Annotated in this window: 20 protein-coding genes, 1 tRNA gene and 1 pseudogene; 12 read left to right on the top strand and 10 right to left on the bottom strand. The window is 75.4% G+C overall.

Going from position 1 to position 21,141, the window contains the following annotated elements; all coding sequences use genetic code 11:
- Window positions 1-80: 80 nt before the first annotated feature.
- Window positions 81-1,133, bottom strand: coding sequence for a P1 family peptidase (locus OSB71_RS04680; protein ID WP_416237193.1), 1,053 nt, complete (start codon window positions 1,131-1,133; stop codon window positions 81-83).
- A 133-nt stretch (window positions 1,134-1,266) separates the two neighbouring features.
- On the opposite strand from OSB71_RS04680, the gene OSB71_RS04675 reads away from it, so the two are divergent.
- Both OSB71_RS04675 and OSB71_RS04670 read left to right on the top strand, forming a co-directional pair.
- A complete protein-coding gene (locus OSB71_RS04675) occupies window positions 1,267-1,779 on the top strand; it encodes an AMP-binding protein (RefSeq protein ID WP_265944485.1) in 513 nt (170 codons plus the stop codon).
- Window positions 1,776-1,967: a hypothetical protein gene (locus OSB71_RS04670; RefSeq protein ID WP_265944483.1), complete on the top strand. Its 192-nt coding sequence runs from the start codon at window positions 1,776-1,778 to the stop codon at window positions 1,965-1,967. The genes OSB71_RS04675 and OSB71_RS04670 overlap by 4 nt, the downstream gene beginning before the upstream one ends.
- A gap of 195 nt (window positions 1,968-2,162) precedes the next feature.
- Here the strand turns inward: OSB71_RS04670 and mscL are convergent, their stop codons facing one another.
- The 6 genes from mscL to OSB71_RS04640 form a co-directional block, all read right to left on the bottom strand.
- The gene (mscL, locus tag OSB71_RS04665; protein ID WP_265944482.1) at window positions 2,163-2,669 is read right to left on the bottom strand and encodes a large conductance mechanosensitive channel protein MscL; all 507 of its coding nucleotides are present in this window, start codon (window positions 2,667-2,669) and stop codon (window positions 2,163-2,165) included.
- Between the two features lie 195 nt (window positions 2,670-2,864).
- Window positions 2,865-3,440 (bottom strand): RcpC/CpaB family pilus assembly protein, encoded by a 576-nt coding sequence (locus OSB71_RS04660; protein WP_265944480.1) that lies wholly within the window; start codon window positions 3,438-3,440, stop codon window positions 2,865-2,867.
- 397 nt (window positions 3,441-3,837) lie between these two features.
- Window positions 3,838-4,677, bottom strand: coding sequence for an S-methyl-5'-thioadenosine phosphorylase (locus tag OSB71_RS04655; RefSeq protein WP_265944478.1), 840 nt, complete (start codon window positions 4,675-4,677; stop codon window positions 3,838-3,840).
- Window positions 4,678-5,287: 610 nt separating this feature from the next.
- Window positions 5,288-5,671 carry an FmdB family zinc ribbon protein gene (locus OSB71_RS04650; RefSeq protein ID WP_265944777.1) on the bottom strand — a complete coding sequence of 128 codons (384 nt, stop codon included), beginning with the start codon at window positions 5,669-5,671 and terminating at the stop codon, window positions 5,288-5,290.
- Between the two features lie 66 nt (window positions 5,672-5,737).
- A complete protein-coding gene (locus OSB71_RS04645; protein WP_265944476.1) occupies window positions 5,738-7,006 on the bottom strand; it encodes an MFS transporter in 1,269 nt (422 codons plus the stop codon).
- A gap of 370 nt (window positions 7,007-7,376) precedes the next feature.
- The gene (locus tag OSB71_RS04640; RefSeq protein WP_265944474.1) at window positions 7,377-8,966 is read right to left on the bottom strand and encodes a potassium/proton antiporter; all 1,590 of its coding nucleotides are present in this window, start codon (window positions 8,964-8,966) and stop codon (window positions 7,377-7,379) included.
- Window positions 8,967-9,473: 507 nt separating this feature from the next.
- Here OSB71_RS04640 and OSB71_RS04635 point away from each other — a divergent pair.
- The gene (locus tag OSB71_RS04635) at window positions 9,474-12,188 is read left to right on the top strand and encodes a penicillin acylase family protein (protein ID WP_265944472.1); all 2,715 of its coding nucleotides are present in this window, start codon (window positions 9,474-9,476) and stop codon (window positions 12,186-12,188) included.
- Between the two features lie 143 nt (window positions 12,189-12,331).
- Here OSB71_RS04635 and OSB71_RS04630 read toward each other — a convergent pair whose 3' ends face one another.
- The gene (locus OSB71_RS04630) at window positions 12,332-12,937 is read right to left on the bottom strand and encodes a 5-formyltetrahydrofolate cyclo-ligase (RefSeq protein WP_265944470.1); all 606 of its coding nucleotides are present in this window, start codon (window positions 12,935-12,937) and stop codon (window positions 12,332-12,334) included.
- A gap of 112 nt (window positions 12,938-13,049) precedes the next feature.
- On the opposite strand from OSB71_RS04630, the pseudogene galU reads away from it, so the two are divergent.
- The 7 genes and pseudogenes from galU to OSB71_RS04595 all read left to right on the top strand — a co-directional run.
- A pseudogene (galU, locus tag OSB71_RS04625) lies at window positions 13,050-13,949 on the top strand (UTP--glucose-1-phosphate uridylyltransferase GalU); the annotation flags it as partial.
- A gap of 107 nt (window positions 13,950-14,056) precedes the next feature.
- Window positions 14,057-15,394, top strand: a complete 1,338-nt coding sequence (gene glp, locus OSB71_RS04620) for a molybdotransferase-like divisome protein Glp (RefSeq protein WP_265944466.1) — start codon at window positions 14,057-14,059, stop codon at window positions 15,392-15,394.
- Window positions 15,395-15,433: 39 nt separating this feature from the next.
- Window positions 15,434-15,919 (top strand): cyclic pyranopterin monophosphate synthase MoaC, encoded by a 486-nt coding sequence (gene moaC / locus OSB71_RS04615; protein ID WP_265944464.1) that lies wholly within the window; start codon window positions 15,434-15,436, stop codon window positions 15,917-15,919.
- Window positions 15,916-16,410, top strand: coding sequence for a MogA/MoaB family molybdenum cofactor biosynthesis protein (locus OSB71_RS04610; RefSeq protein WP_265944463.1), 495 nt, complete (start codon window positions 15,916-15,918; stop codon window positions 16,408-16,410). Before moaC ends, OSB71_RS04610 begins: the two co-directional genes overlap by 4 nt.
- Window positions 16,411-16,424: 14 nt before the next feature.
- Entirely contained in the window at window positions 16,425-17,033 is a 609-nt protein-coding gene (locus tag OSB71_RS04605; RefSeq protein ID WP_416237192.1) for a GNAT family N-acetyltransferase, read from the top strand.
- Window positions 17,034-17,205: 172 nt separating this feature from the next.
- Window positions 17,206-18,138: a divisome protein SepX/GlpR gene (gene sepX, locus OSB71_RS04600; protein ID WP_265944461.1), complete on the top strand. Its 933-nt coding sequence runs from the start codon at window positions 17,206-17,208 to the stop codon at window positions 18,136-18,138.
- Window positions 18,139-18,194: 56 nt separating this feature from the next.
- Window positions 18,195-18,268 (top strand) — tRNA-Ala (locus OSB71_RS04595).
- 312 nt (window positions 18,269-18,580) lie between these two features.
- Here OSB71_RS04595 and OSB71_RS04590 read toward each other — a convergent pair.
- Window positions 18,581-18,934 carry a VOC family protein gene (locus tag OSB71_RS04590; RefSeq protein WP_265944459.1) on the bottom strand — a complete coding sequence of 118 codons (354 nt, stop codon included), beginning with the start codon at window positions 18,932-18,934 and terminating at the stop codon, window positions 18,581-18,583.
- 572 nt (window positions 18,935-19,506) lie between these two features.
- On the opposite strand from OSB71_RS04590, the gene OSB71_RS04585 reads away from it, so the two are divergent.
- A complete protein-coding gene (locus OSB71_RS04585; protein ID WP_265944457.1) occupies window positions 19,507-19,668 on the top strand; it encodes a hypothetical protein in 162 nt (53 codons plus the stop codon).
- Between the two features lie 145 nt (window positions 19,669-19,813).
- Here the strand turns inward: OSB71_RS04585 and OSB71_RS04580 are convergent, their stop codons facing one another.
- A complete protein-coding gene (locus tag OSB71_RS04580) occupies window positions 19,814-20,293 on the bottom strand; it encodes a GNAT family N-acetyltransferase (protein ID WP_265944455.1) in 480 nt (159 codons plus the stop codon).
- A gap of 26 nt (window positions 20,294-20,319) precedes the next feature.
- Here OSB71_RS04580 and OSB71_RS04575 point away from each other — a divergent pair, with 26 nt between their 5' ends.
- On the top strand, window positions 20,320-21,123 hold the full coding sequence (locus tag OSB71_RS04575; protein ID WP_265944453.1) for an exodeoxyribonuclease III: 804 nt from the start codon (window positions 20,320-20,322) through the stop codon (window positions 21,121-21,123).
- Window positions 21,124-21,141: the final 18 nt, after the last annotated feature.

Raw genomic sequence — 21,141 nt, 5'->3', positions numbered from 1 at the left:
GCGCCGGTGGGCAGCCCCCGCGCACGGATGCCGTGACCCGGGCGGACGGCGCCGCGACGGCCTGCTGGGGCCGTGTGGCGTCAGCGGCCGTACAGATCGCGGTAGGCGGGGAACTCCCCGACCGGCGTGCTGACGGTCCCGGCCGCCAGCACCGCCTTCACCACGGCGCGGGTCACCGCGTCGGCCCCGGCGGCCAGGACGTCGTTCAGCCCCGGCAGCGCGACCGGCCGCGCGCCGGTGGCCAGGGCGAAGACGGTGTCGCCGTCGTGCATCAGGTGCACCGGGCGCACCGCGCGGGCGAGCCCGTCGTGCGCCGTCCCGGCGAGCTTCTGGGCCTGTGCCGGGCCCAACGCCGCGTCGGTGGCGACCACGGCGAGGGTGGTGTTGAGCGGCGGCACGCCCAGCGCCTCCCGCGCCCGGGCGATCCGCTCGCGCGCGACCGCGTGCCGCGCCGCGTCCGGCACCGCGACCCGCCCCATCGCCAGCTCGCCGTAGAGCGCGCCCGTGCCCGGGTCGAGTACCGAGCCGACGGCGTTCACCACGGCGAGCGCCGCGACGGTGACCCCGTCCGGCAGGACCGTGGCGGCCGTGCCCACACCGCCCTTCAGCCCTCCGGCCACCGCCCCGGTGCCCGCGCCGACGTTGCCCTCCCGCACCCGGTCGCCGTGCGCGTGCGCGGCCTCGGCGGCGGCCCGGCCGAGCGCGGCATCGGGACGTGCGTGCCAGTCACCGCCCCGGCCCAGGTCGAACACGCAGGCCGCCGGTACCACCGGCACCACCTGCGCCGGGTCCGGACCCACCGGCACGCCCCGGCCCCGCTCCTCCAGCCAACGCATCACGCCGGAGGCGGCGTCGAGCCCGAACGCGCTGCCCCCGGTGAGGACGACGGCGTCGATCCGCTCCACCAGGTTGCGCGGGTCCAGCGCGTCGGTCTCCCGGGTGCCCGGGCCGCCGCCGCGCACGTCCACCGCGGCGACCGCGCCACCGGGGGGCGCCAGCACGACCGTCGTCCCCGTCAGCCATCCGTCCCCGGCCCGCTGGGCGTGCCCGACCCGCATGCCGGGCACCGCGGCCAGCGTGTCCGTGGCGGACGCCGTGCCGCCGTGCGCCGTCTCCTGCCTGTCCTCAGCCACGGCCCATACTTACCAGGCGGCCAGGCCCGGGGGCGTGCTCGGTCGGCGTCCCGCGCACCGCCCGCAGGCCCGCACCGGGCGCGTACAGCGAACGTTGATCGGACGTTCATGGCCTCGCAGCAGGCTGCTACACATGTCGGTCGACCAACAGCACCTTTCCCTCAGCAGCCGCATCCCGCCCTCGCGCGCACCCCGACCGCGGCAGACGCGGGCGCCGGCCCCCGCCGCGGAGTACGTCCACACCCGGCTGCTCAAGCAGACCCGGCGCGCCGCCGCCACGCTGTCCCGGCTGGGCGTCCGGCCCGGTGAACGCGTCGGCGTGCTGCTGCCGATGTGCCCGGAGTCGGTGGTGACGACGATGGCGTGCGGCCGCATGGACGCCCTGCGCGTCACCCTGCCGTGGGACGGCTCGGCGCTGCTGCTCCGGGAAGCCGTGCAGCGCTCCGGCGCGGGGGTGCTGGTGGTCGCCGACACCGGGGTGCGCGCCGGGCGTCGGTATGCGGCCAAGCGGACACTGGACCGGGCGCTGGCCGACTGCCCGAACGTCCGCTCCGTGCTCGTCGTGCATCAGAGCGGCGGGCCGGTGCCGTGGACGCCGGGACGCGACCAGTGGTGGCACGAGGCGCTGGCTACCCTGAAGGCATGACCGCACCACAGCACACCCCCGCGCCCGCGCCCCGCGATCCGGCGGCCGCGCTGGTCTTCGACGACCCGTTGAGCGGCCGGGCCGGGGACGACACGGACCGGGGCTGGGGCGAGCGGCCCGCCATGACCGGGGACGCGGCGGCGGACCTGGCCCGGTTCCTGGACGATGTGCCCCCGCACCACCTGTGATGTCCGGCCCGGCGGGGCCGCGCCGGGCGTTCGGCGGCCACGGCGCGTCCGGTGAGACGTGCGCGACGTGCGAGACGTGCGCGCCGTGCGCCGGCTGCCGGGCGCACCCGGTCGGTGCCGGGACGGGCGCGCGGAGGCGCGGAACGGGGCCGAGCGGGCTGCCCGCCCGCAGGCCGCCGGGCCGCCCCCGATGGCTCAGCCCGGCTGCCCGCCGCCCTCGCGCCGGCCGCCCACGGCCGCCGCGGTCCGGGGTTCGGCTGCGGTGCGCTGCGCGATCAGGGTGTCCCGGATCTCGGTCAGCACGTCCAGCTCCGTCTTGGCCGGTGAGGTGTCGGCCAGCGGCTTGCGGGCGTCCATCCGGGCCTTGTACTTGGTCAGCGGCATGATCATCAGGAAGTAGACGACGGCCGCGGTGATCACGAAGGTGAGCGCGGCGCTGAGGACCGAGCCCCACTTGATCACGATGCCGATCGCTTCCCCCGTGGCCTCGTCCACCCCGCAGGGACCCTTCAGGCAGAACTGGTAGGCGTCCAGGTCCTTCGGGCCGATCGCACCCACGACGGGATTGATGATCCCCTCGACCACGGCGGTCACGATCTTGGTGAACGCGGCCCCGATGACGACGGCAACGGCCAGTTCGACCACGTTGCCCCGCATCAGGAACGCCTTGAATCCCGCCAGGACGCTCTGCTTCTCGCTCAAAGGACTGCCTTTCTCCGTCTGCCCGGGCCCACGGTCGGGGCAGCGGCGCGCAGGACACCGGACGACCCGGTTCCGTGACGCCGCCCCGGGCACGCTGCCCGAGCCCGGCACCGGCTGTCCAGTCGGAGCACCCCGTACGGTCGGGCCTGTGCGCAGGTGTGCGGGACGTGCGCGCGCGTGCCGTCGCCCCGCCGCTCACCACAGCGTCACCGCCAGCGGCGCGTGGGCGGCGGCTCCGGCGAGCCGCGCGGCCGTGCCGGGCGGCACCGACAGCACCACCAGGGCCCCCTGTTCGGCGCCCGGTGGCGGCGCGTCCTCGCCCTCGGCCGCCCGGCGCCCCGGAATCTGCGCCACGGTGGCCCGCCGGGCCAGGACGCGGGCCGGGCCGGGCTCGGCGGCCAGGCCGTCGTGCGGGGCGGCGGCCACCACGTCCACCCGGTCGCCCGGGCGCAGCAGGGCGGCGACCGCCCGGTCGGCGAGGCGCACCGGAGCCCGGACGCGCTCCGCCCCGGCAGCCCGGGGTGTGTCACCGCGCGCCGGCGGCCCGGTGTCCCGGGCCTCGCCGGGGCCGGTGCCGCCCCGCGGCTCCACGGCGGCCACCGAAGGCCCCGGCGGCCCCACCCAGCCCAGAGCTCCGAGAGCGAGCGCGGTGAGGGCGAGCGCCACGCCCGCGGCACGCCGGACCCGCCGCAGCGCACCGCGCGCCCGCTGGCGCAGGACGCCCCCGGGCCACACCGGGTCGAACTGCGGGACCGGCACCGGGGGCGGCACGGCCACCTCCGGCGGTGGTTGCCCCGTGGCGGCGTGGCGGGGCGGCGCCGGGGGAGGGGACGCACCCGGTGGCACGGGCTCCGCCGGGGCGCCGCTCGAAGGAGCGACGCCGAACAGCGGGCCGTCGTCACGTGGCCAGGCTGAAGGAGCGGACATCGACGCACCGCCTCACGGCTGGGGGAGCGGACCGCCCGGAGGCCCCGGGCGCACACCACGGTGCCGCGTTCCGCAAGATCCCGCTTGCGCCTGTGGACAACTCACGGGTTGTGGACAACACGGCGTCGGGCCACGCGGCCCGCGCGCCACCGGCCCGTGCGCCACCGGCCCGTGCGCCACCGGCCCGTGCGCCACGCGGCCCGTGCGCCACGCGGCCCGCCCGCCGCCGTCCCGTCGCCGTTCAGGGCAGGTCGATGCCCAGCTCCACGCCGTTCAGGGCGTCCGCGCAGTCGCAGGTCCGCTCGGTGGGCAGGGCCGCCACGGCGTCGAAGAGCACGTCGCGCAGCCGCGTCAGGTTCTGCCGGAACACCGCGAGCACCTCGGCGTGCGAGACGCCCTCGCCCGTCTCCGCGCCCGCGTCGAGGTCGGTGACGAGGGCGAGCGAGCTGTAGCAGAGCCCCAGTTCCCGGGCGAGCACGGCCTCCGGGTGGCCCGTCATGCCGACCACCGCCCAGCCCTGCGCCGCGTGCCACCGCGACTCCGCGCGGGTGGAGAACCGGGGCCCTTCCACCACGACCAGCGTGCCGCCGTCCACCGGTTCCCAGCCGCGTCCGCGCGCCGCGCCGAGCACCGCCTCGCGTCCCGTCTCGCAGTACGGGTCGGCGAAGGACACGTGCACCACCTTCGGACGGGCGCCGTCGGCCCGCTCCTCGCCGTCGAAGTAGGACTGGGCGCGCGCCTTCGTGCGGTCCACGAGCTGGTCGGGGACGACGAGCGTGCCGGGCCCGTACTTCTCCTGGAGCCCTCCGACGGCGCACGGCCCCAGCACGCGCCGCACGCCCGCGGCGCGCAGCGCCCACAGGTTGGCCCGGTAGTTGATCCGGTGCGGGGGCAGGTGGTGGTCGCGGCCGTGCCGGGGCAGGAACGCCACCCGGCGCCCGGCCAGCTCGCCCACGAACAGCGCGTCGCTGGGTTCCCCGTACGGCGTCGACACCCGTACCTCCTGGACGTCCTCCAGGAACGAGTAGAAGCCCGATCCGCCGATGACGCCGATCTCCGCCTGTGCCGCCAGTCCACTCATGCGCCACACCCTAGAACGGGCCGTCAGGAGGTGACCGGGCCGGGCGGCCCGGTTCCCGGGACGACCGGGCGGGAACCGCGTACCGTCCCACCGGGGCGCCGGGGCCAGGCCCCGTCACCGCCACGGGCAGGAGAGCCGACGCCACCACACCGGCGGGAGGGCCGGGCCCCCGGCCACCGGCGGACGCCGTGACCGCCCACAGCCCGCGGTCACGGGGAGAACCTGCGCCGGCCCACGGGCAGGCCGCACGAAGGCGTGCCGCCCTCGCGTCGGCCGGGACCGCCGCGTCCGGCGGGACACCGGAGGAGCCGGGCGGAACCGGATGAAGCCGGGCGGAACCGGTTAGAGTCGGACGAATCCGCCCCTCCCGGCTCGTCCACGACCTCCGCTGACGGCGGGCCCGAGCGCGCCGACACCCCGCACCCGAAGCCCCCACGACACCGTGCGCGCCCCGCCGGGCCGCTCACCCCCGCCGGGCCGCTCACCCCCGCCGCGCCGCCCGCCCAGCGCACCCCGCCCGCCCCGCACACAACCGGACGCGGTCCGCGCCCGGCCGGTGAGCCGGTGCGGACCGCGTCCGAACGTGGTGCGAGCCCAGGCGGTGCGGCCGTCAGGAGGCCGGGGCGGCGGCGGGCTTCGCGGAGTCGCTCTTGGCGCTGCCGCCGGAGCCGCCGCTCTTGCCCTCGCTCTTCGCGGAGCCGGACGAGCCGGACGAGTCGGAGGAGCCGCTCGTGCCCGACGAGGACGAGGGCGAGGAGGAGGACGACGAGCCGCCCGACGACGAGCCGCCACCGGCCGAGCTGCCGCCCGACGAGGAGCCGCGGCTGTCGTTGCGGTAGAAGCCGGAGCCCTTGAAGACGATGCCGACCGCGGAGAACACCTTCTTCAGACGGCCGTCGCAGCTCGGGCACTCCGTGAGGGAGTCGTCGGTGAACTTCTGCACCGCCTCGAGGCCCTCGCCGCACTCGGTGCACTGGTACTGGTAGGTCGGCACTTGCTCCTCCTGGCACTCGTCCTTGTGGAGTGCTAACGACGCTCCATGGTGCAGCATTCCCGCGCCTTAGTCCACTGCGGCAGGCACGCGGTGACCGGCGCCACGCGCCACCACGCGGCCCTCGGCGTCCGCCCGCGGGGCCAGCCGGCCGCGCAGCAGGCCGACGGCCAGCGCCGCCAGGGCCGTGCCGACGAGCGGGACGGTGAAGCCGGCGGCGGCTCCGAACGCGTCGGCGAGCTGCCCGGCGGAGGTCGCCGCGACGGCCTGTCCCAGCGCCACGGAGCCGGTCAGCCAGGTGAACGCCTCCGTTCGGGCGCCCGCGGGCACCAGCCGCTCCACCAGCGTGAACCCGGTGATCATCGCGGGTGCGACGGCGAGGCCCACGAGCAGGCCCACCGCGCCCAGCAGCGGCGCGTACCCGGCCGTGGCGGCGAACCACAGGGGGACCGTGACGAGGGCCAGCGCCGCGTAGGCGACCGGCAGCCGGCGGTGCGCGGCCGAGCGCCAGGCGATCACGCCGCACGCGACGCCGGCGAGCATGTTGCCGCCCGCGAAGACGCCGTAGAGCAGGCCGTTGGCGCCGGGGTGCCCGATGGCCTGGGTGAACGCCGTCAGCGACACCTGCATGCCGCCGAACACGGCGCCGATGCCCAGGAACGCCGGGATCAGCACGCGGACGCCCGGCACGGACAGGGCCGAGGCCCGGCGTCCGGTGGTGCCGGACAGGTCGCGGTGGGCGGGCGGCGCGGTGCGGGTCTGCGCGGCGAACAGCAGCCCGCCGAGCACGGTCAGCGCGGCCTCGGCGAGCAGTCCGGCGGCCGGGTGCACGCCGGTGCACAGGGCGGTGGCCAGCACGGGGCCGACGACGAAGGTGAACTCGTCGGTGACGGACTCGAAGGCGGCGGCCGTCGGCAGCAGGGGCCCGCCGTCCAGCCGGTGCGCCCAGCGCGCCCGCACCATCGGGCCGACCTGCGGCACCGTGGCACCGGCGGGGACGGCGGTCAGCAGCAGCGCCCACAGCGGCGCCCCGACCAGCGCGAGGGTGATGAGCGCGCCGACGGCGGCGGCGTGCAGCAGCGCGCCGGGGACCAGGACGGTGCGCTGCCCGAACCGGTCGGCCAGGCGTCCGGCCTGCGGGGCGCACAGGGCCATCGCGACGCCGGTGGCGGCCGACACGGCGCCGGCGGCACCGAACGAACCGGTGGTGTGCTGCACGAGGAGGACGATGCCGATCGTCAGCATCGCGAACGGCTGGCGGGCCAGGAAGCCGGGCAGCACGAAGGACCAGGCACCAGGAGTGCGGAAGAGCTGACGGTAGCCGGGCTGGGAGGCCACGGCCGGGCCTTTCTGCCGCCTGGTAGCACGCCGCGGCCCCTGGTTGCGGGCCGTGCGCACCGAGAACTGTCCACTCGCGCGCGACGCCGTCGGCATGCGGGCGTCGGATGCGCCTCGCGCCGTCCGGGGGCGCCAGTTCTGCGTCAGGCAGGGTTGGTTCCGGTTTGGGTACCTCGAGTGTAACGGGCGTCGGGACCCTGGCATTCCCAGGTCGGCGGGCCGCCACGCCTTCCACACCGCGAGCGCCGGCCCGCGGACTCCCGCGACCGCGCGCCGCATCCCCGCGCGCGCCCGCCCCGCGGCGGCCCCGTGAGCCCCGCGTCACCCTGAGCCCCGCGTCGCCCTGAGCCGTGGGTCGCCCGGCCCGCGCTCACCGGCTCGGCGCCGAACGGCCCGGCGGGCCGGAGGCGCCCGGTGGGACCGGGTGGGGCCAGCGTCCGAGCCAGCCGGCCAGCTTGCCGCCCCGGCCCACGGCCAGCAGCCGGTTCTCGGCCGCGTCCCGCACCGCGTCCGTCGCGACGACGAGCAGCTCGTCGCCGTGCATGAGGACGGTCGTCGGCGAGGGCACGAAGCTCTTGCCGGAGCGCACCACCAGCGTGACGGCCGAGCCCGGCGGCAGCCGCAGCTCGTTGACCTCGACGCCGTGCATGCGCGACGCCCTGGGGATGGCCACCGACAGCAGGTGCCCGCGCAGCCGCTCCAGGGGCGCCGACTCGATTTCCACGTCGGTCGTCCCGTCCGCCGGGCCGACCCGCAGCATCCGGCCGAGCCGGGGCAGCGTCGGCCCCTGCAGGAGGGTGTAGACGACGACGAGGACGAAGACGATGTTGAAGATGCGGTCGCTGGACTCGATGCCCGCCACCATGGGGATCGTCGCCAGCACGATCGGCACCGCGCCGCGCAGCCCGGCCCAGGACATCAGCACCTGTTCCCGCCAGGGCATGCGGAACGGCAGCAGGCAGACCACGACCGACAGCGGCCGCGCGACGGCGGTCAGGGCGAGGCCGATGAGGATCGCGGGCCAGAAGTCGTCCGCCAGTTCGCTCGGCGTGGCCAGCAGGCCCAGCAGCACGAACATGCCGATCTGCGCGATCCACGCCACCCCGTCGGCGAACCCGCGCACGGCGGGCCGGTGCGGCAGCTTGGCGTTGCCGAGGATCAGGCCGCAGATGTAGGTCGCGAGGAAGCCGCTGCCCTGGGCGAGCGCGCCGGTGGCGTAGGACAGGACGCACAGCGCGAGCACGGCGATCGGGTACAGGCCGGAGGAGGGCAGGGCCACGTGCCGCATCGCCAGCTCCCCGAGCTTGCCGACGAGGACGCCGGCCACCAGGCCCACCAGGAGCTGGAAGAGGATCTGGCCGATGAGCTGGTACCAGGGCATCGGGTCGGTGGCCAGCTCGGAGAAGGCGATGACGAGGATGACGACCGGGGCGTCGTTGAAGCCGGACTCCGCCTCCAGCATGCCGCTCAGCCGCCGGGGCAGCGGGATGGTGCGCAGCACCGAGAAGACCGCCGCCGCGTCGGTGGACGAGACGACGGCGCCGAGGATCAGCGAGAGCTGCCAGGGCAGCCCCACCAGGAAGTGCGCCGCCGCCGCGGTGACCAGCACGCTGATGCCGACGCCGACCGTCGCGAGCACCGCCGCCCCGGGCATGACGGGCCGGATGTCGCGCCATCTCGTGGCGAGCCCGCCTTCGGCGAGGATCATCACGAGCGCGGCATAGCCGAGCACCTGCATCAATTCGGGGTCGTTGAACTCCACGCCCAGGCCGTCCTGGCCCATGGCCACGCCGATGCCCAGGTAGATCAGCAGGGTCGGGAGCCCGCTGCGGGTGGAGATCCGCACGGCCGCGACGGCCACGAGGAGCACCAGGGCGCACACGAGCAGGAGTTCGTTGAGGCGGTCGACAGTCAGGGGCCGGTCCTTCCTCTCGGGGGCGCGTCGTCGCACCGGGGACATGCGGTCGGCTTCCACCGGGCACGCGGTCGCGCAAGCCCACCCGGGCGCTAAGAATCCGTAAATAATCGTTGCCTAGTCTAACAACCAGCCCCGGGAGCGGTCCGGCGCACTCGTAACCTCCGCTCCCCGGGAACGGCTCGCATCCCCGGTCGCCCGCGCGGGGGCCCCGGCGCGCCACCGGCCCCGCGCGCCCGCCCACGCCCGGCTCCGGCGCTGAAGACCCCGCGCCACCACCCCGGCCCGCGCGTCACGGCCCCGGCCCCGCGCCACGGCCCCGGCCCCCGCCTCCGCGCCACCGCCACCGCCGCCGTCCCCGGGTCCGGGCCCTCGTCCCCGCGTCGCCGTCTCCCCGCGGCCGCCCCGCGCCACGATCCCGCGCGCCGTGGAACCGCGGGCTCCGGCTCAGTCGTGACTCCCCGTATGGGCCGCCGAGGCCGCCGCCTAGAGTTGCCCCAGCGCGGTTCCCCGCCATCCCCGGCCGTACGTCCCACCCCGCGAAGGACAGCGATGCCCGCAAAGAAACGCTCCCGGCGCAACCGCGTGGTTGTGATCACTCTGGTGCTGCTGGTGCTCGGGGGCCTGGTCGGCGGCGCCTTCTGGACGGTCGGCACCGTGCGGGACTCCTTCCCGCAGACGACGGGTTCAGTCAAGATCGACGGGCTGTCCGGCACCGTGGAGGTCAAGCGCGACGAGCGGGGCATCCCGCAGATCTACGCGGCCGACGCCGAGGACCTGTTCATGGCGCAGGGCTTCGTGCACGCCCAGGACCGGTTCTGGGAGATGGACGTGCGCCGCCACACCACCGCGGGGCGCCTGTCGGAGCTGTTCGGCGAGAGCCAGGTGCGCACCGACGCCTTCCTGCGCACGCTCGGCTGGCGCCACGTCGCCGAGGAGGAGTACGAGACCGAGCTCTCGGAGGAGACCCGGCGCAACCTCCAGGCCTACGCGGAGGGCGTCAACGCCTACCTGGCGCGGCACGGCGGCTCGGCGCTGTCCGTGGAGTACGCCGCGCTGGGCCTGGTCAACAAGGACTACGAGCCGGAGCCGTGGACGCCGGTGGACTCCGTCGCCTGGCTCAAGGCCATGGCCTGGGACCTGCGGGGCAATCTCAAGCAGGAGATCGACCGCGCGCTGATGAGCTCCCGGCTGGACGAGGAGCAGATCGAGGACCTGTACCCGGAGTACCCCTACGACCGCAACCGCCCGATCGTCGGGGAGGGCGCCGTCGACCCGGTCACGGGCGAGTTCGAGCCGGACGCCGAGCCGGGGACGGACACCGGGGACGGCACCGTGCCGGGCGGCCTGCCCGGCGGGGTGCGGACCCAGCTCGGCGGGCTCGCCGAGTCGCTGGACGCGCTGCCCACGCTGCTCGGCCCCAACGGCAGCGGCATCGGCTCCAACTCCTGGGTCGTCTCGGGCACCTACACCACCAGCGGTGAGCCCATGCTGGCCAACGACCCGCACCTGGCCCCGCAACTGCCCTCGGTCTGGGCGCAGATGGGCCTGCACTGCACCACCGTCAACCAGGAGTGCCCCTACGACGTCTCCGGGTTCACCTTCTCCGGGATGCCCGGCGTCGTCATCGGCCACAACCAGGACATCGCCTGGGGCATGACGAACCTGGGCGCCGACGTCACCGACCTCTACCTGGAGAAGATCGAGGACGGCGCCGCCCTCCACGACGGCGAGATGGTGCCGTACGAGACGCGCACCGAGGTGATCGAGGTCGCGGGCGGCGAGGACCGCGAGATCACCGTGCGCAGCACCCGCAACGGGCCGATCGTCTCCGACCGCGACCCCCAGCTCGGCGACGTCGGCGGCAGCGCCCCCGTCGCCGGCCCGGCACCCGACCGGGGCGACGGCTACGCCGTCTCGCTGCGCTGGACCGCGCTCACCCCGTCCAAGACCATGGACTCCGTCTTCGCGCTCAACCGCGCCGGGGACTTCGAGAGCTTCCGCGCCGCCGCCGCCGACTTCGCCGCCCCCTCGCAGAACCTGATCTACGCCGACACCGAGGGGAACATCGGCTACCAGGCGCCCGGCCTGATCCCCGTGCGCGGCAAGGGTGACGGCCGCTACCCGGCGCCCGGCTGGGACGCGGACTACGCCTGGGACGGCTACGTCGAGCACAGCGCCCTGCCGTACGAGTACAACCCCGAGCGCGGCTACATCGTCACCGCCAACCAGGCCGTGATCGAGGGCGACGAGTACCCGCACCTGCTCACCGAGGACTGGAGCTACGGCACCCGCAGCCAGCGCATCGACGACCTCATCCAGTCGAAGATCAAGGACGGCGGGAAGATCTCCATGGACGACATGGAGAAGATGCAACTGGACGACAGCAGCGAGATCGCCAAGCTGCTCGTCCCCCACCTGCTGAAGATCGACATCCAGGACCCCTACGTCCGCGAGGCGCAGCAGTTGCTGGAGGGGTGGGACTACACGCAGGGCGCCGACTCCGCGCCCGCGGCCTACTTCAACGGCGTCTGGCGCAACCTGCTCGTGCTCGCCTTCGGCAGCAAGCTGCCCAAGGAACTGCGCGTGGAGGGCGAGTGCCTGAGCGTGCGCCCGGCCGACGACTCCGGGCCGCTGGAGGACCTGGACGGCACCGCCCGCACCGTGCGCGAGTGCGGCGAGCGCAGCCCGGCCACCGCCCAGCCCGACGGCGGCGACCGCTGGTTCGAGGTGGTCCGGCGCCTGCTGGACGACCCGGACAACGCGTGGTGGAGCGCCCCGGCCGACGGCCTGGAGTCCCCGGCCGCCGAGGGCCGCGACGAGGTGCTCGCCCGCGCGATGAAGGACGCCCGCTGGGAGCTGACCACCAAGCTCGGCAAGAACATCGACACCTGGAGCTGGGGCCGCCTGCACAGCCTGCTGCTGCGGAACCAGACGCTCGGCACGGAGGGCCCGGACCTGGTGCAGCGGCTGCTCAACCGCGGTCCCTACGAGCTGGCGGGCGGGAAGGACGCCGTCAACGCCAACGGCTGGAACGCGGCCGGCGGCTACAGCGTCACCTGGGTGCCCTCGATGCGGATGGTGGTCAGCCTCGCCGACTTCGACAAGTCCCGCTGGATCAACCTCACCGGCGCCTCCGGGCACGCCTACCACCCGAACTACGTCGACCAGACGGAGCTGTGGGCCCGGGGCGAACTGCTGCCGTGGGCGCACAGCCGGGAGGCGGTCGAGGACGCCGCGCAGGACACGATGGCCCTGACGCCGTAGGCGCGCGGCACCCGCCCCACCGGGACGCTCCCACTCCCACCGGGACGGCGCGCCGCGCCCCGGCCCCGCCCCACCGGGCCGGGGCGCGGCCCACCCCGGTGGCGCACCCGGCGTCCGGAACCGCCGCGCCCCGCCCGCGGGGCCTACCCGAAGCGGTGCACGCCCGCCGGGGTGATCGCGGCGGTCACCGGACGGTCGTGCGGCTCGGCCGGGACGCACTCCAGCAGCTCGTGCGCGTACACCAGCACCACCAGCGCGGGCGCCGCGCCGGCCGCCGCGAGCCGGGCCAGCACGCGGTCGTACGAACCGCCGCCCCGGCCCAGCCGCAGCCCGCCCGCGTCCACCGCGAGCCCCGGCAGCAGCACGGCGTCCGCCGAGACCACGGCGTGGGGGCCCAGCCGGGGCCCCGCGGGCTCCCACAGCCCGCGCCCGGCGGCCCGCAGCGCGCCGGGCCCGGTGTACTCGGCCCAGTCGAGGTCGTTGTCGGGCAGCAGCACCGGGAGCAGCACCCGCACCCCGCCCGTCCGCAGCGCCTCCAGCAGCTCCCGCGTCCCCGGCTCGGAGCCGATGGACACGTACGCGGCGACCGTGCCGGCGTCGGCCAGCTCCGGCAGGCGCAGCGCCTGCGCGGCCAGCGCCCGGGCCGCCGCGTCCACCGTCTCGCGCGGGAGCCCGGCCCGCCGTTCCAGCAGTTCCCGGCGGAGCGCGCGCTTCTCGGCCCCGGCCGCCCCGGTGTCCGTCCGGTTCACGTGTCGTACACCTTCCGTCAGCACTTCTGTCGCATCATCCGTCCGGCGGCATCGTGCCACCCTCCGCGCACGTTCCGCCCGCACGCGCACACCAGCAGATAGGGTTCCCGGCATGACTTCGACACGTACCCGGATCAGCAAGGCCGTCGTTCCGGCCGCCGGCCTCGGTACACGCTTCCTGCCCGCCACCAAGGCCACGCCCAAGGAGATGCTCCCGGTCGTGGACAAGCCCGCGATCCAGTACGTCGTCGAGGAAGCCGTCGCCGCCGGCCTGGCGGACGTGCTCATGGTCACCGGCCGCAACAAGCGTCCGCTGGAGGACCACTTCGACCGCAACTACGAGCTGGAGCAGGTCCTGCGGGCCAAGGGGGACGAGGGGCGCCTGGAGCGCGTGCAGGAGTCCAGCGCCCTGGCCACGATCCACTACGTCCGCCAGGGCGACCCCAAGGGTCTTGGCCACGCCGTCCTGTGCGCCGCGCCGCACGTGGGCGACCAGCCCTTCGCCGTCCTCCTGGGCGACGACCTCATCGACCCGCGCGACCCGCTGCTCACCCGGATGATCGAGGTGCAGGAGCGGCACGGCGGCAGCGTCGTCGCGCTGATGGAGGTCGACCCGGCCAGCATCCACCTCTACGGCTGCGCCGCCGCCCGGTCCACCGACGACGACGACGTGGTCACCGTCAGCGACCTGGTGGAGAAGCCGGACGCCGCGCGGGCGCCCAGCAACCTGGCCATCATCGGCCGCTACGTGCTCGACCCGGCGGTCTTCGACGTGCTGCGCCGCACCGAGCCCGGGCGCGGTGGCGAACTCCAGCTCACCGACGCCCTGCAGACGATGGCCGCCGACCCCGAGCTCGGCGGCCCGGTGCACGGCGTCGTCTTCGGCGGCCGCCGCTACGACACCGGCGACCGCGCCGACTACCTGCGCGCCATCGTCCGCCTGGCCTGCGAACGCGAGGACCTGGGGCCGGACTTCCGCCAGTGGCTGCGGCACTTCGTCACCGAGGAGATGCCCGGCGCCGCCGACGGCCGGGCCTCGATCCCGGAGGGCGCCGAGGCCACCGCCCGGCCGACGGCCGCCGGCGCCCGCGAGGCCGTCACCCAGGGAGCCGCACGCCGGTGAACGACGTCTGGTCCGTCGACGACCACCTGGCCGACGTGCTCGGCTCGGTGCGTCCGCTGGAGCCCATCGAGCTGCCGCTGCTGGAGGCCCAGGGCTGCGTGCTCGTCGAGGACGTGCTCGTCCCCGCCGCGCTGCCGCCGTTCGACAACAGCTCCATGGACGGCTACGCCGTGCGCGTGGCGGACGTCGACGGGGCCAGCGAGGAGTATCCGGCGGTGCTCACCGTCGTCGGTGACGTCGCGGCGGGCAGCGGGCACTCGCCCGCCGTGGCGCCCGGTCAGGCCGCCCGGATCATGACCGGCGCCCCGCTGCCGCCCGGCGCCGAGGCCGTCGTCCCCGTGGAGTGGACCGACGGCGGCACCGGCGCGGGACCGGCCGAGGCGATGACCGCGCACTCCGCCGACCCCTCGGGCGCGGGCGGCGAGGTCCGCGTGCACCGGCCGGTGAGCGCGGGGCAGCACGTGCGGGAGCGGGGCAGCGACGTGGGCCCCGGCACGCTGGCGCTGACCGCCGGCACCGTGCTCGGCCCGCCGCAGCTCGGGCTGCTCGCCGCGATCGGCCGCGGCTCGGTGCCCGTGCGGCCCCGGCCGAGGGTCGTGGTGATGTCCACCGGCAGCGAACTCGTCCCGCCCGGCGAGGAGCTCACCCCCGGCCGCATCCACGACTCCAACAGCTACGTGCTCACCGCCGCCGCCCGGGACGCGGGGGGCCTGCCCTACCGCGTCGGAGCGGTCGCCGACGACGCGGACTCCCTGCGCGGTGCCGTCGAGGACCAGCTCTCCCGCGCCGACGTGATCGTCACCAGCGGAGGCGTCAGCGTCGGCGCCTACGACGTCGTCAAGGAGGCGCTGAGCGGCATCGGTTCGGCGCCCGGCGACACCCTGGTCGCCTGGGGCAGCGGCGTGGAGTTCCGGCGCCTGGCCATGCAGCCGGGCAAGCCGCAGGGGTTCGGGCTCGTCGGCGCCGAACGGGTGCCGCTGCTCGCCCTGCCGGGCAACCCGGTCAGCGCCTACGTCTCCTTCGAGCTGTTCGTCCGCCCGGTCATCCGCACCCTGCTGGGCTGCGCGCAGGTGCACCGGCCCCGGGTGCGCGCGCGGCTGGCGCTCTCCGGCGCCGACGCGCGGCTGTCCTCGCCCGACGGCAAGCGCCAGTTCCTGCGCGGCCGGTACACCCCGCCGGCGGACGCGGCCGAACCGGGCACCGTGCGCCCCGTGGGCGGCGCAGGCTCGCACCTGATCGCCGCGCTCGCGCGGGCGGACGCGCTGATCGTCGTCCCCGAGGCCGTCACCGAGGCCGCCGACGGCGACGAGGTGGAGGTCGTGCCGCTCGGCTGACGGCGCCGCCGTCGCCCCGGGCCGGTACGGTGTTCCCCCATGAACAGCCAGCAACACCTCACGCACCTGGACGAGTCCGGGGCCGCCCGCATGGTCGACGTCTCGCGGAAGGACGTCACCGCGCGCACCGCGCGCGCCACCGGACGGGTGCTGGTCGCCCCCCGCGTCGTCGAGCTGCTGCGCGGGGCCGACGGCGGACTGCCCAAGGGCGACGCGCTCGCCACCGCCCGCATCGCCGGGATCATGGGCGCGAAGAAGACGCCGGAGCTGATCCCGCTGTGCCACCCGCTGGCCGTCTCCGGCGTCCAGGTCGAGCTGACCGTGGCCGAGGACGCCGTGGAGATCGCGGCCACGGTGCGGACCACCGACCGCACCGGTGTGGAGATGGAGGCGCTCACCGCCGTCTCCGTCGCCGCGCTGACGGTGGTGGACATGGTGAAGGCCGTGGACAAGGGCGCGGTCATCAGCGACGTCCGCGTGGAGGAGAAGACCGGCGGCGCGTCGGGGGAGTGGAGGCGCGCATGAGCCCCGTCCGCGCCCTGGCGGTCACCGTCTCCAACCGCGCCTCGGCCGGCGTCTACGCCGACACCGGCGGGCCGCTGCTCGTCGAGGGGCTGCGCGGGATGGGCTTCGCGGCCGACGGTCCGAGCGTCGTCCCCGACGGCGAGGCGGTCGAGGAGGTGCTGCGCGCCGCCGTGGCCTCCGGCTACGACGTGGTCCTGACCACCGGCGGCACCGGCCTGACGCCGACGGACCGCACGCCCGAGATGACCCGCCGCGTCCTGGACTACGAGATCCCCGGCATCCCCGAGGCCATCCGCGCCCACGGGCGCCCGAAGGTGGCCACCGCCGCGCTCTCGCGTGGCCTGGCGGGCGTGGCCGGCCGTACGCTGATCGTGAACCTCCCCGGCTCCCGGGGCGGGGTGCGGGACGGCCTGGCCGTCCTCGCCGGAGTGCTGCCGCACGCCGTCGACCAGGTGCGCGGCGGCGACCATCCCAGAGGGGACTCCCACTGAACGCCGTATGGCCGGTGGAGCTGGTGGACGGCGACGTCGCCCTCCGCCCCATAAAGCTGCGCGACCACCGCGCCTGGCGCGAGGTCAACCAGCGCAACCGCGGCTGGCTGCGCCCCTGGGAGGCCACCGTCCCGCCCGTCCCGCCCGGCCACGCGCCGCCGCAGCGGCCGACGTACCGGCAGATGGTGCGCCACCTGCGCATCGAGGCGCAGGCCGGGCGGATGCTGCCGTTCGTCATGCTGTGGCGGGGGCGGCTCGCCGGGCAGCTCACCGTCGCCGGAATCACCTGGGGCTCGATGTGCTCGGCACACATCGGGTACTGGATCGACCAGTCGGTGGCCGGACGCGGCATCACCCCGACGGCGGTCGCGCTCGCCGTGGACCACTGCTTCCACCGCGTCGGACTGCACCGCATCGAGGTGTGCATCCGCCCCGAGAACGTGCCCAGCCGCCGGGTGGTGGAAAAGCTGGGATTCCGCGAGGAGGGAATGCGTCCCCGCTACCTCCACATCGACGGCGCCTGGCGTGACCACCTGGTCTACGCGCTGACGGTCGAGGAGGTGCCCGAGGGCCTGCTGGCCCGCTGGCACGAGCGCACCGTTCCCGGGCCGCCGCCGCAATAACGGGCTGGCGCCGATCCGTTCTGTTCCGTGGAAATTCGTTAATGTGTTCGAATTTCACAGCCGTGTCTCTTCCGTTCCCACCCCGAAAAAGTTTCGAGATGTCTGGCAGATCGTGCGACACACCGCGTCAATTGGCTGATGCGTTTCCTCAAACCCCTCTACGGTGTGAGGCGTGAGCAGCAGCGGCCTCATCTACGCAGTCATCGTCGGGGCCTGGGCCGCCTACCTGGTGCCGATGTGGCTTCGCCGCCAGGACGAGCTGAACGACGCGCGTCCGACGGAACGGTTCACCACCGCCGCCATCCGGATGCTGACCGGCCGCGCCGGTGGCGACCGGCGCCCGGCCCCGGAGCGCGGCGACCGGGTGGACGACGCCCCGGCCCCCGAGGTGCCGGAGGGCGCCTACGACGCCGACGCGCTCCGCGCCGACCCCGCGATCCTCACCCCGGCGGCCCCCGCCCCCGCCCCCGCGGCCGCGGGCCCCGTCGCCCCGGAGGAGCGCACCGCCCGCGCCAAGGTCCTCGCCCGCCGCCGCCGCACCACGATGGTGCTCTTCCTCGCCCTCACCGGCGGCGCCGTCACCGCCGCCGTCGGCGGACTCCACCTGCTGTGGGCACCCGGCCTGCCCGCCGCCCTGCTCACCGCCTACGTCGTCTACCTCCGGGCCCAGGAGCGCCGCCGCCACGCCGTGCGCATCGACCAGCGCCGCGCCGAGGCCGCCGCCCGCCACCTCCACGAGCGCCGCCGCGCCGCCGCCCCCGCGCCCGCCGCCCCGGCCGCCGACCCCGCCCCGGCCCCGGCCCTCGCCGCCACCGCCGACCGCCGGGCCCTGGTGGAGCAGACCGACCACGCCGAGTGGGTCGACCAGCAGCGCACCCCGCGCGGCACGCAGGACGCCGACGGCTGGGACCCGGTCCCCGTCCCGCTGCCCACCTACGTCAACGCCCCGGTCGCCCCGCGCAGCGCCGCCGGCGTCGACCTCGGCGCCCCGGACGCCTGGAGCTCCGCCCGCGCCGAGCCCCCCGGCGACGACCGCCGCCCCACCCGCACCCCCCTCTACGACCAGTACGCCGACGACGCCCGCCCCCGCGCCGCCAACGAGTAACCACGGATTTCACCCCCCACCACCAGGGGTGCTACAGTTTCACCCGTCGCAAGCAAGGGCCTGTAGCGCAGTCCGGTAGCGCATCTCGTTCGCAACGAGGGGGTCAGGGGTTCGAATCCCCTCAGGTCCACCGCACGACTGTTGCTGAGTTAACTCAGGAAGAGTTCACGAGATCCCATTTGGTCGCAAGACCGAGTGGGATCTTCGTCGTTCACGCGACCGTTCGAGGGCTGTCCGGGGACAGCCCATGTCGTCGGGCATGGCCAGCCCCTGCCCGTGGGGGCGTGAGCTGAGCGCGCCCGCGCTCGCGGCGGTGGAGGGGCTCCTGGTTCCGCTGGTCACCCGCGGCGCCGGGGGCGCCCGTTCCGGCAGCCCGGGACGCACGGCCGTGGTTGTTCCGCGCCCCGGACGGCCGCCCGGCCGTCGCGGGGCCGCGGGAGCGTTACCGGAGCCGCTGGCCGAGGACGCAGAACTCGTTGCCTTCGGGGTCTGCCAGGACGACCCACGACTGGTCGCCCTGGCCGATGTCCACACGCTGTGCGCCGTGGGCCAGCAGACGGGCCACCTCGGCCTCCTGGTCGTCGGGCCTGAAGTCGAGATGGAGTCGGCTCTTGGCCTTCCTGCTCTCGGCGAGCCGGACGAAGTCCAGCCCCGGCAGGCGGTCCGGCGCCGGGCGGATCTCGAACTCGTCATCGGAGGAGTGCACGACGACCCAGCCCAGTGCCTCCGCCCACCACTGCCCCAGGGCCGCCGGGTCTTCCGCGTGGACGAGTACCTGTTCCCATTCCAAGGCCATCCGCCCAGCTTATGCACACCAGGCGGCGCGGACCACTGAGTTGTGCGTACCGTGAACACCCAGGTCACAGGCCCGACGTGCACGGGCTCCGGGGCCCTCGTCGCTGGCCGTGGGTGTAGGACGCCCGTCGCTCACTTTCGGGCCGGTACGGGCCGTGCGGAGCACGCGCTGGTTCTCCGGACGTGCGGAGCCGTGCTCGGCCGGTGCCCGGACGTCGGCGCGTCCGGGCGGTTTCTGGTTCCGGGTCAGGAAACGGTCGGGATCGGCCTTGTAACGGGTGGTCACCTCCCGGGTTCGGCGTCCGTGTCGCTGTCGTCGAGGCCGACGAGGCTCAGGCCGGCGAACGCTCCGAGTCCGGCCGCGCGGGGGTGGGCGGCGGGGCGGTCGTGCCGGCAGGCGGTGGTCTCCGAGTCCGTCTGCGGCTGTGACGGTGCGGCTTCGCGGCGTCGTCGTGGGTGGTGGGGGGAGGGGCGCGGGTGGTGGGCGCTGGGTGTGTTCGGTGTGTGACGGGCTCACGTGGGTACCCGGTGGCCAGCCAGAACAACGACTCAGTGGAGAGGACGCGAGCACGCATGACGGTCCCGGAGGAGAACCGGCCCAAGAGCCCGAAGGCCGAGGAGGCCACCCCGGACTCCCCGCCCGACACCGACCAGGAGACCCCGCAGGCGTCGAGCCGCACCATGGGGGAAGCGATGGAGGAGGCCGGGATCACGCCCGAGGACTACGAACAGTGACCGCGTGAGCGGGCGGCGGGCCCGGCGCCGCCGTTGCCGCCGTGCCGGGGGCACGCGGCGCCGGGCGGGGCCGGGCCCGCCGCCCGAAGCCGCCGTGCCGGGCGGCACGGCGGCTGGCGGCGTGCGGCACGGGCGAGGCGGGGTGTCAGCGCAGGGGCTTGGCGAAGCAGCGGCTGCCGGGTTCGTGGCGGTAGACGCCGAACTTGGCGCACGCCTCGTACCCCGAGGAGAGGTACAGGGCGATCGCCTCGGGCTGCTGCGTCCCCGTCTCCAGCACCATGCGGACGCGCCCGGCCGCGCGGGCGTCGTCCTCCAGCCGGGCCAGGATGGCGCGGGCCAGCCCCCGGCCGCGGGCCTCGCGCACGACGAACATGCGCTTGATCTCGGCGTCGCCGTCCTCGTACCCCTCGCCGTTGCGGTCCATGGCCCGCCAGGCGCCGGTGGCGACGGGGTGCTGGGCGTCGTCGTAGGCCATGAGGTAGAGACCGCGGGGCGGGGCGAACATCTCGGGCGCGAGGGGGGTGATGTCACCCTCGCTGCCGTAGCGCTCGGCGTACTCCTGCTGGACCTCGGCGTCGAGCTTCTGCGCGTCGGGGTGGTCGTACCGGATGGGGGCGATCTGCATGCCCGCATCGTATGTAGGGTTCAGGGGTGCTCGAGGTCTCGACGGTGAACGTGAACGGTCTGCGGGCGGCCGCCGGGAAGGGGTACACCACCTGGCTCCAGGGCTGCGCCGCCGACGTGGTGTGTCTGCAGGAGGTGCGGGCGCTGCCGGAGCAGTTGGCCGACGCCGTGCGCGCCCCGCGGGGGTGGCACGCGCAGTGGGCTCCGGCCGCCGCGCGGGGCCGCGCCGGTGTGGCGGTTCTCACACGCCGCGAGCCCGACGCGGTGCGCGTGGGCTTCGGGGTGAGCGAGTTCGACGCCGCCGGTCGGTACGTCGAGGTGGACCTGCCCGGGGTGACGGTCGGCAGCCTCTACCTGCCCTCCGGTGAGGTCGGCACCGAGCGGCAGGCCGAGAAGGAGCGCTTCATGGCCGCGTTCCTGCCCTACCTCAAGGAGCTGCGGGAGCGGTCGGCGGCGCAGGGGCGGGAGGCGCTGGTGTGCGGGGACTGGAACATCGCCCACCAGGAGGCCGACCTGAAGAACTGGAAGGCCAACCGGAAGAACTCCGGCTTCCTGCCCGAAGAGCGCGCCTGGCTGAGCCGGGTGTTCGACCCGGCCGACGGCGGCTTCACCGACGTCGTGCGCCGGCAGCACCCGGACCAGGCCGGGCCCTACTCGTGGTGGTCCTACCGGGGCCGGGCGTTCGACAACGACAGCGGTTGGCGCATCGACCTGCTGGCCGCGACGCCGGGGCTGGCCGCGCGCTGCCTGAAGGCGCGGGTGGAGCGGGCGGCCAGCCACGACCTGCGGTGGTCCGACCACGCGCCGGTCACCGCGGTGTTCGGCGCGTAGCGGCGCCTCGCGGTGTCC

The organism is Streptomyces marinisediminis (assembly GCF_026262575.1).
Lineage (GTDB): Bacteria > Actinomycetota > Actinomycetes > Streptomycetales > Streptomycetaceae > Streptomyces > Streptomyces marinisediminis.
Note: the sequence above shows the minus strand (reverse complement) of the source record. Positions and strands in the feature narration are given on the sequence as shown.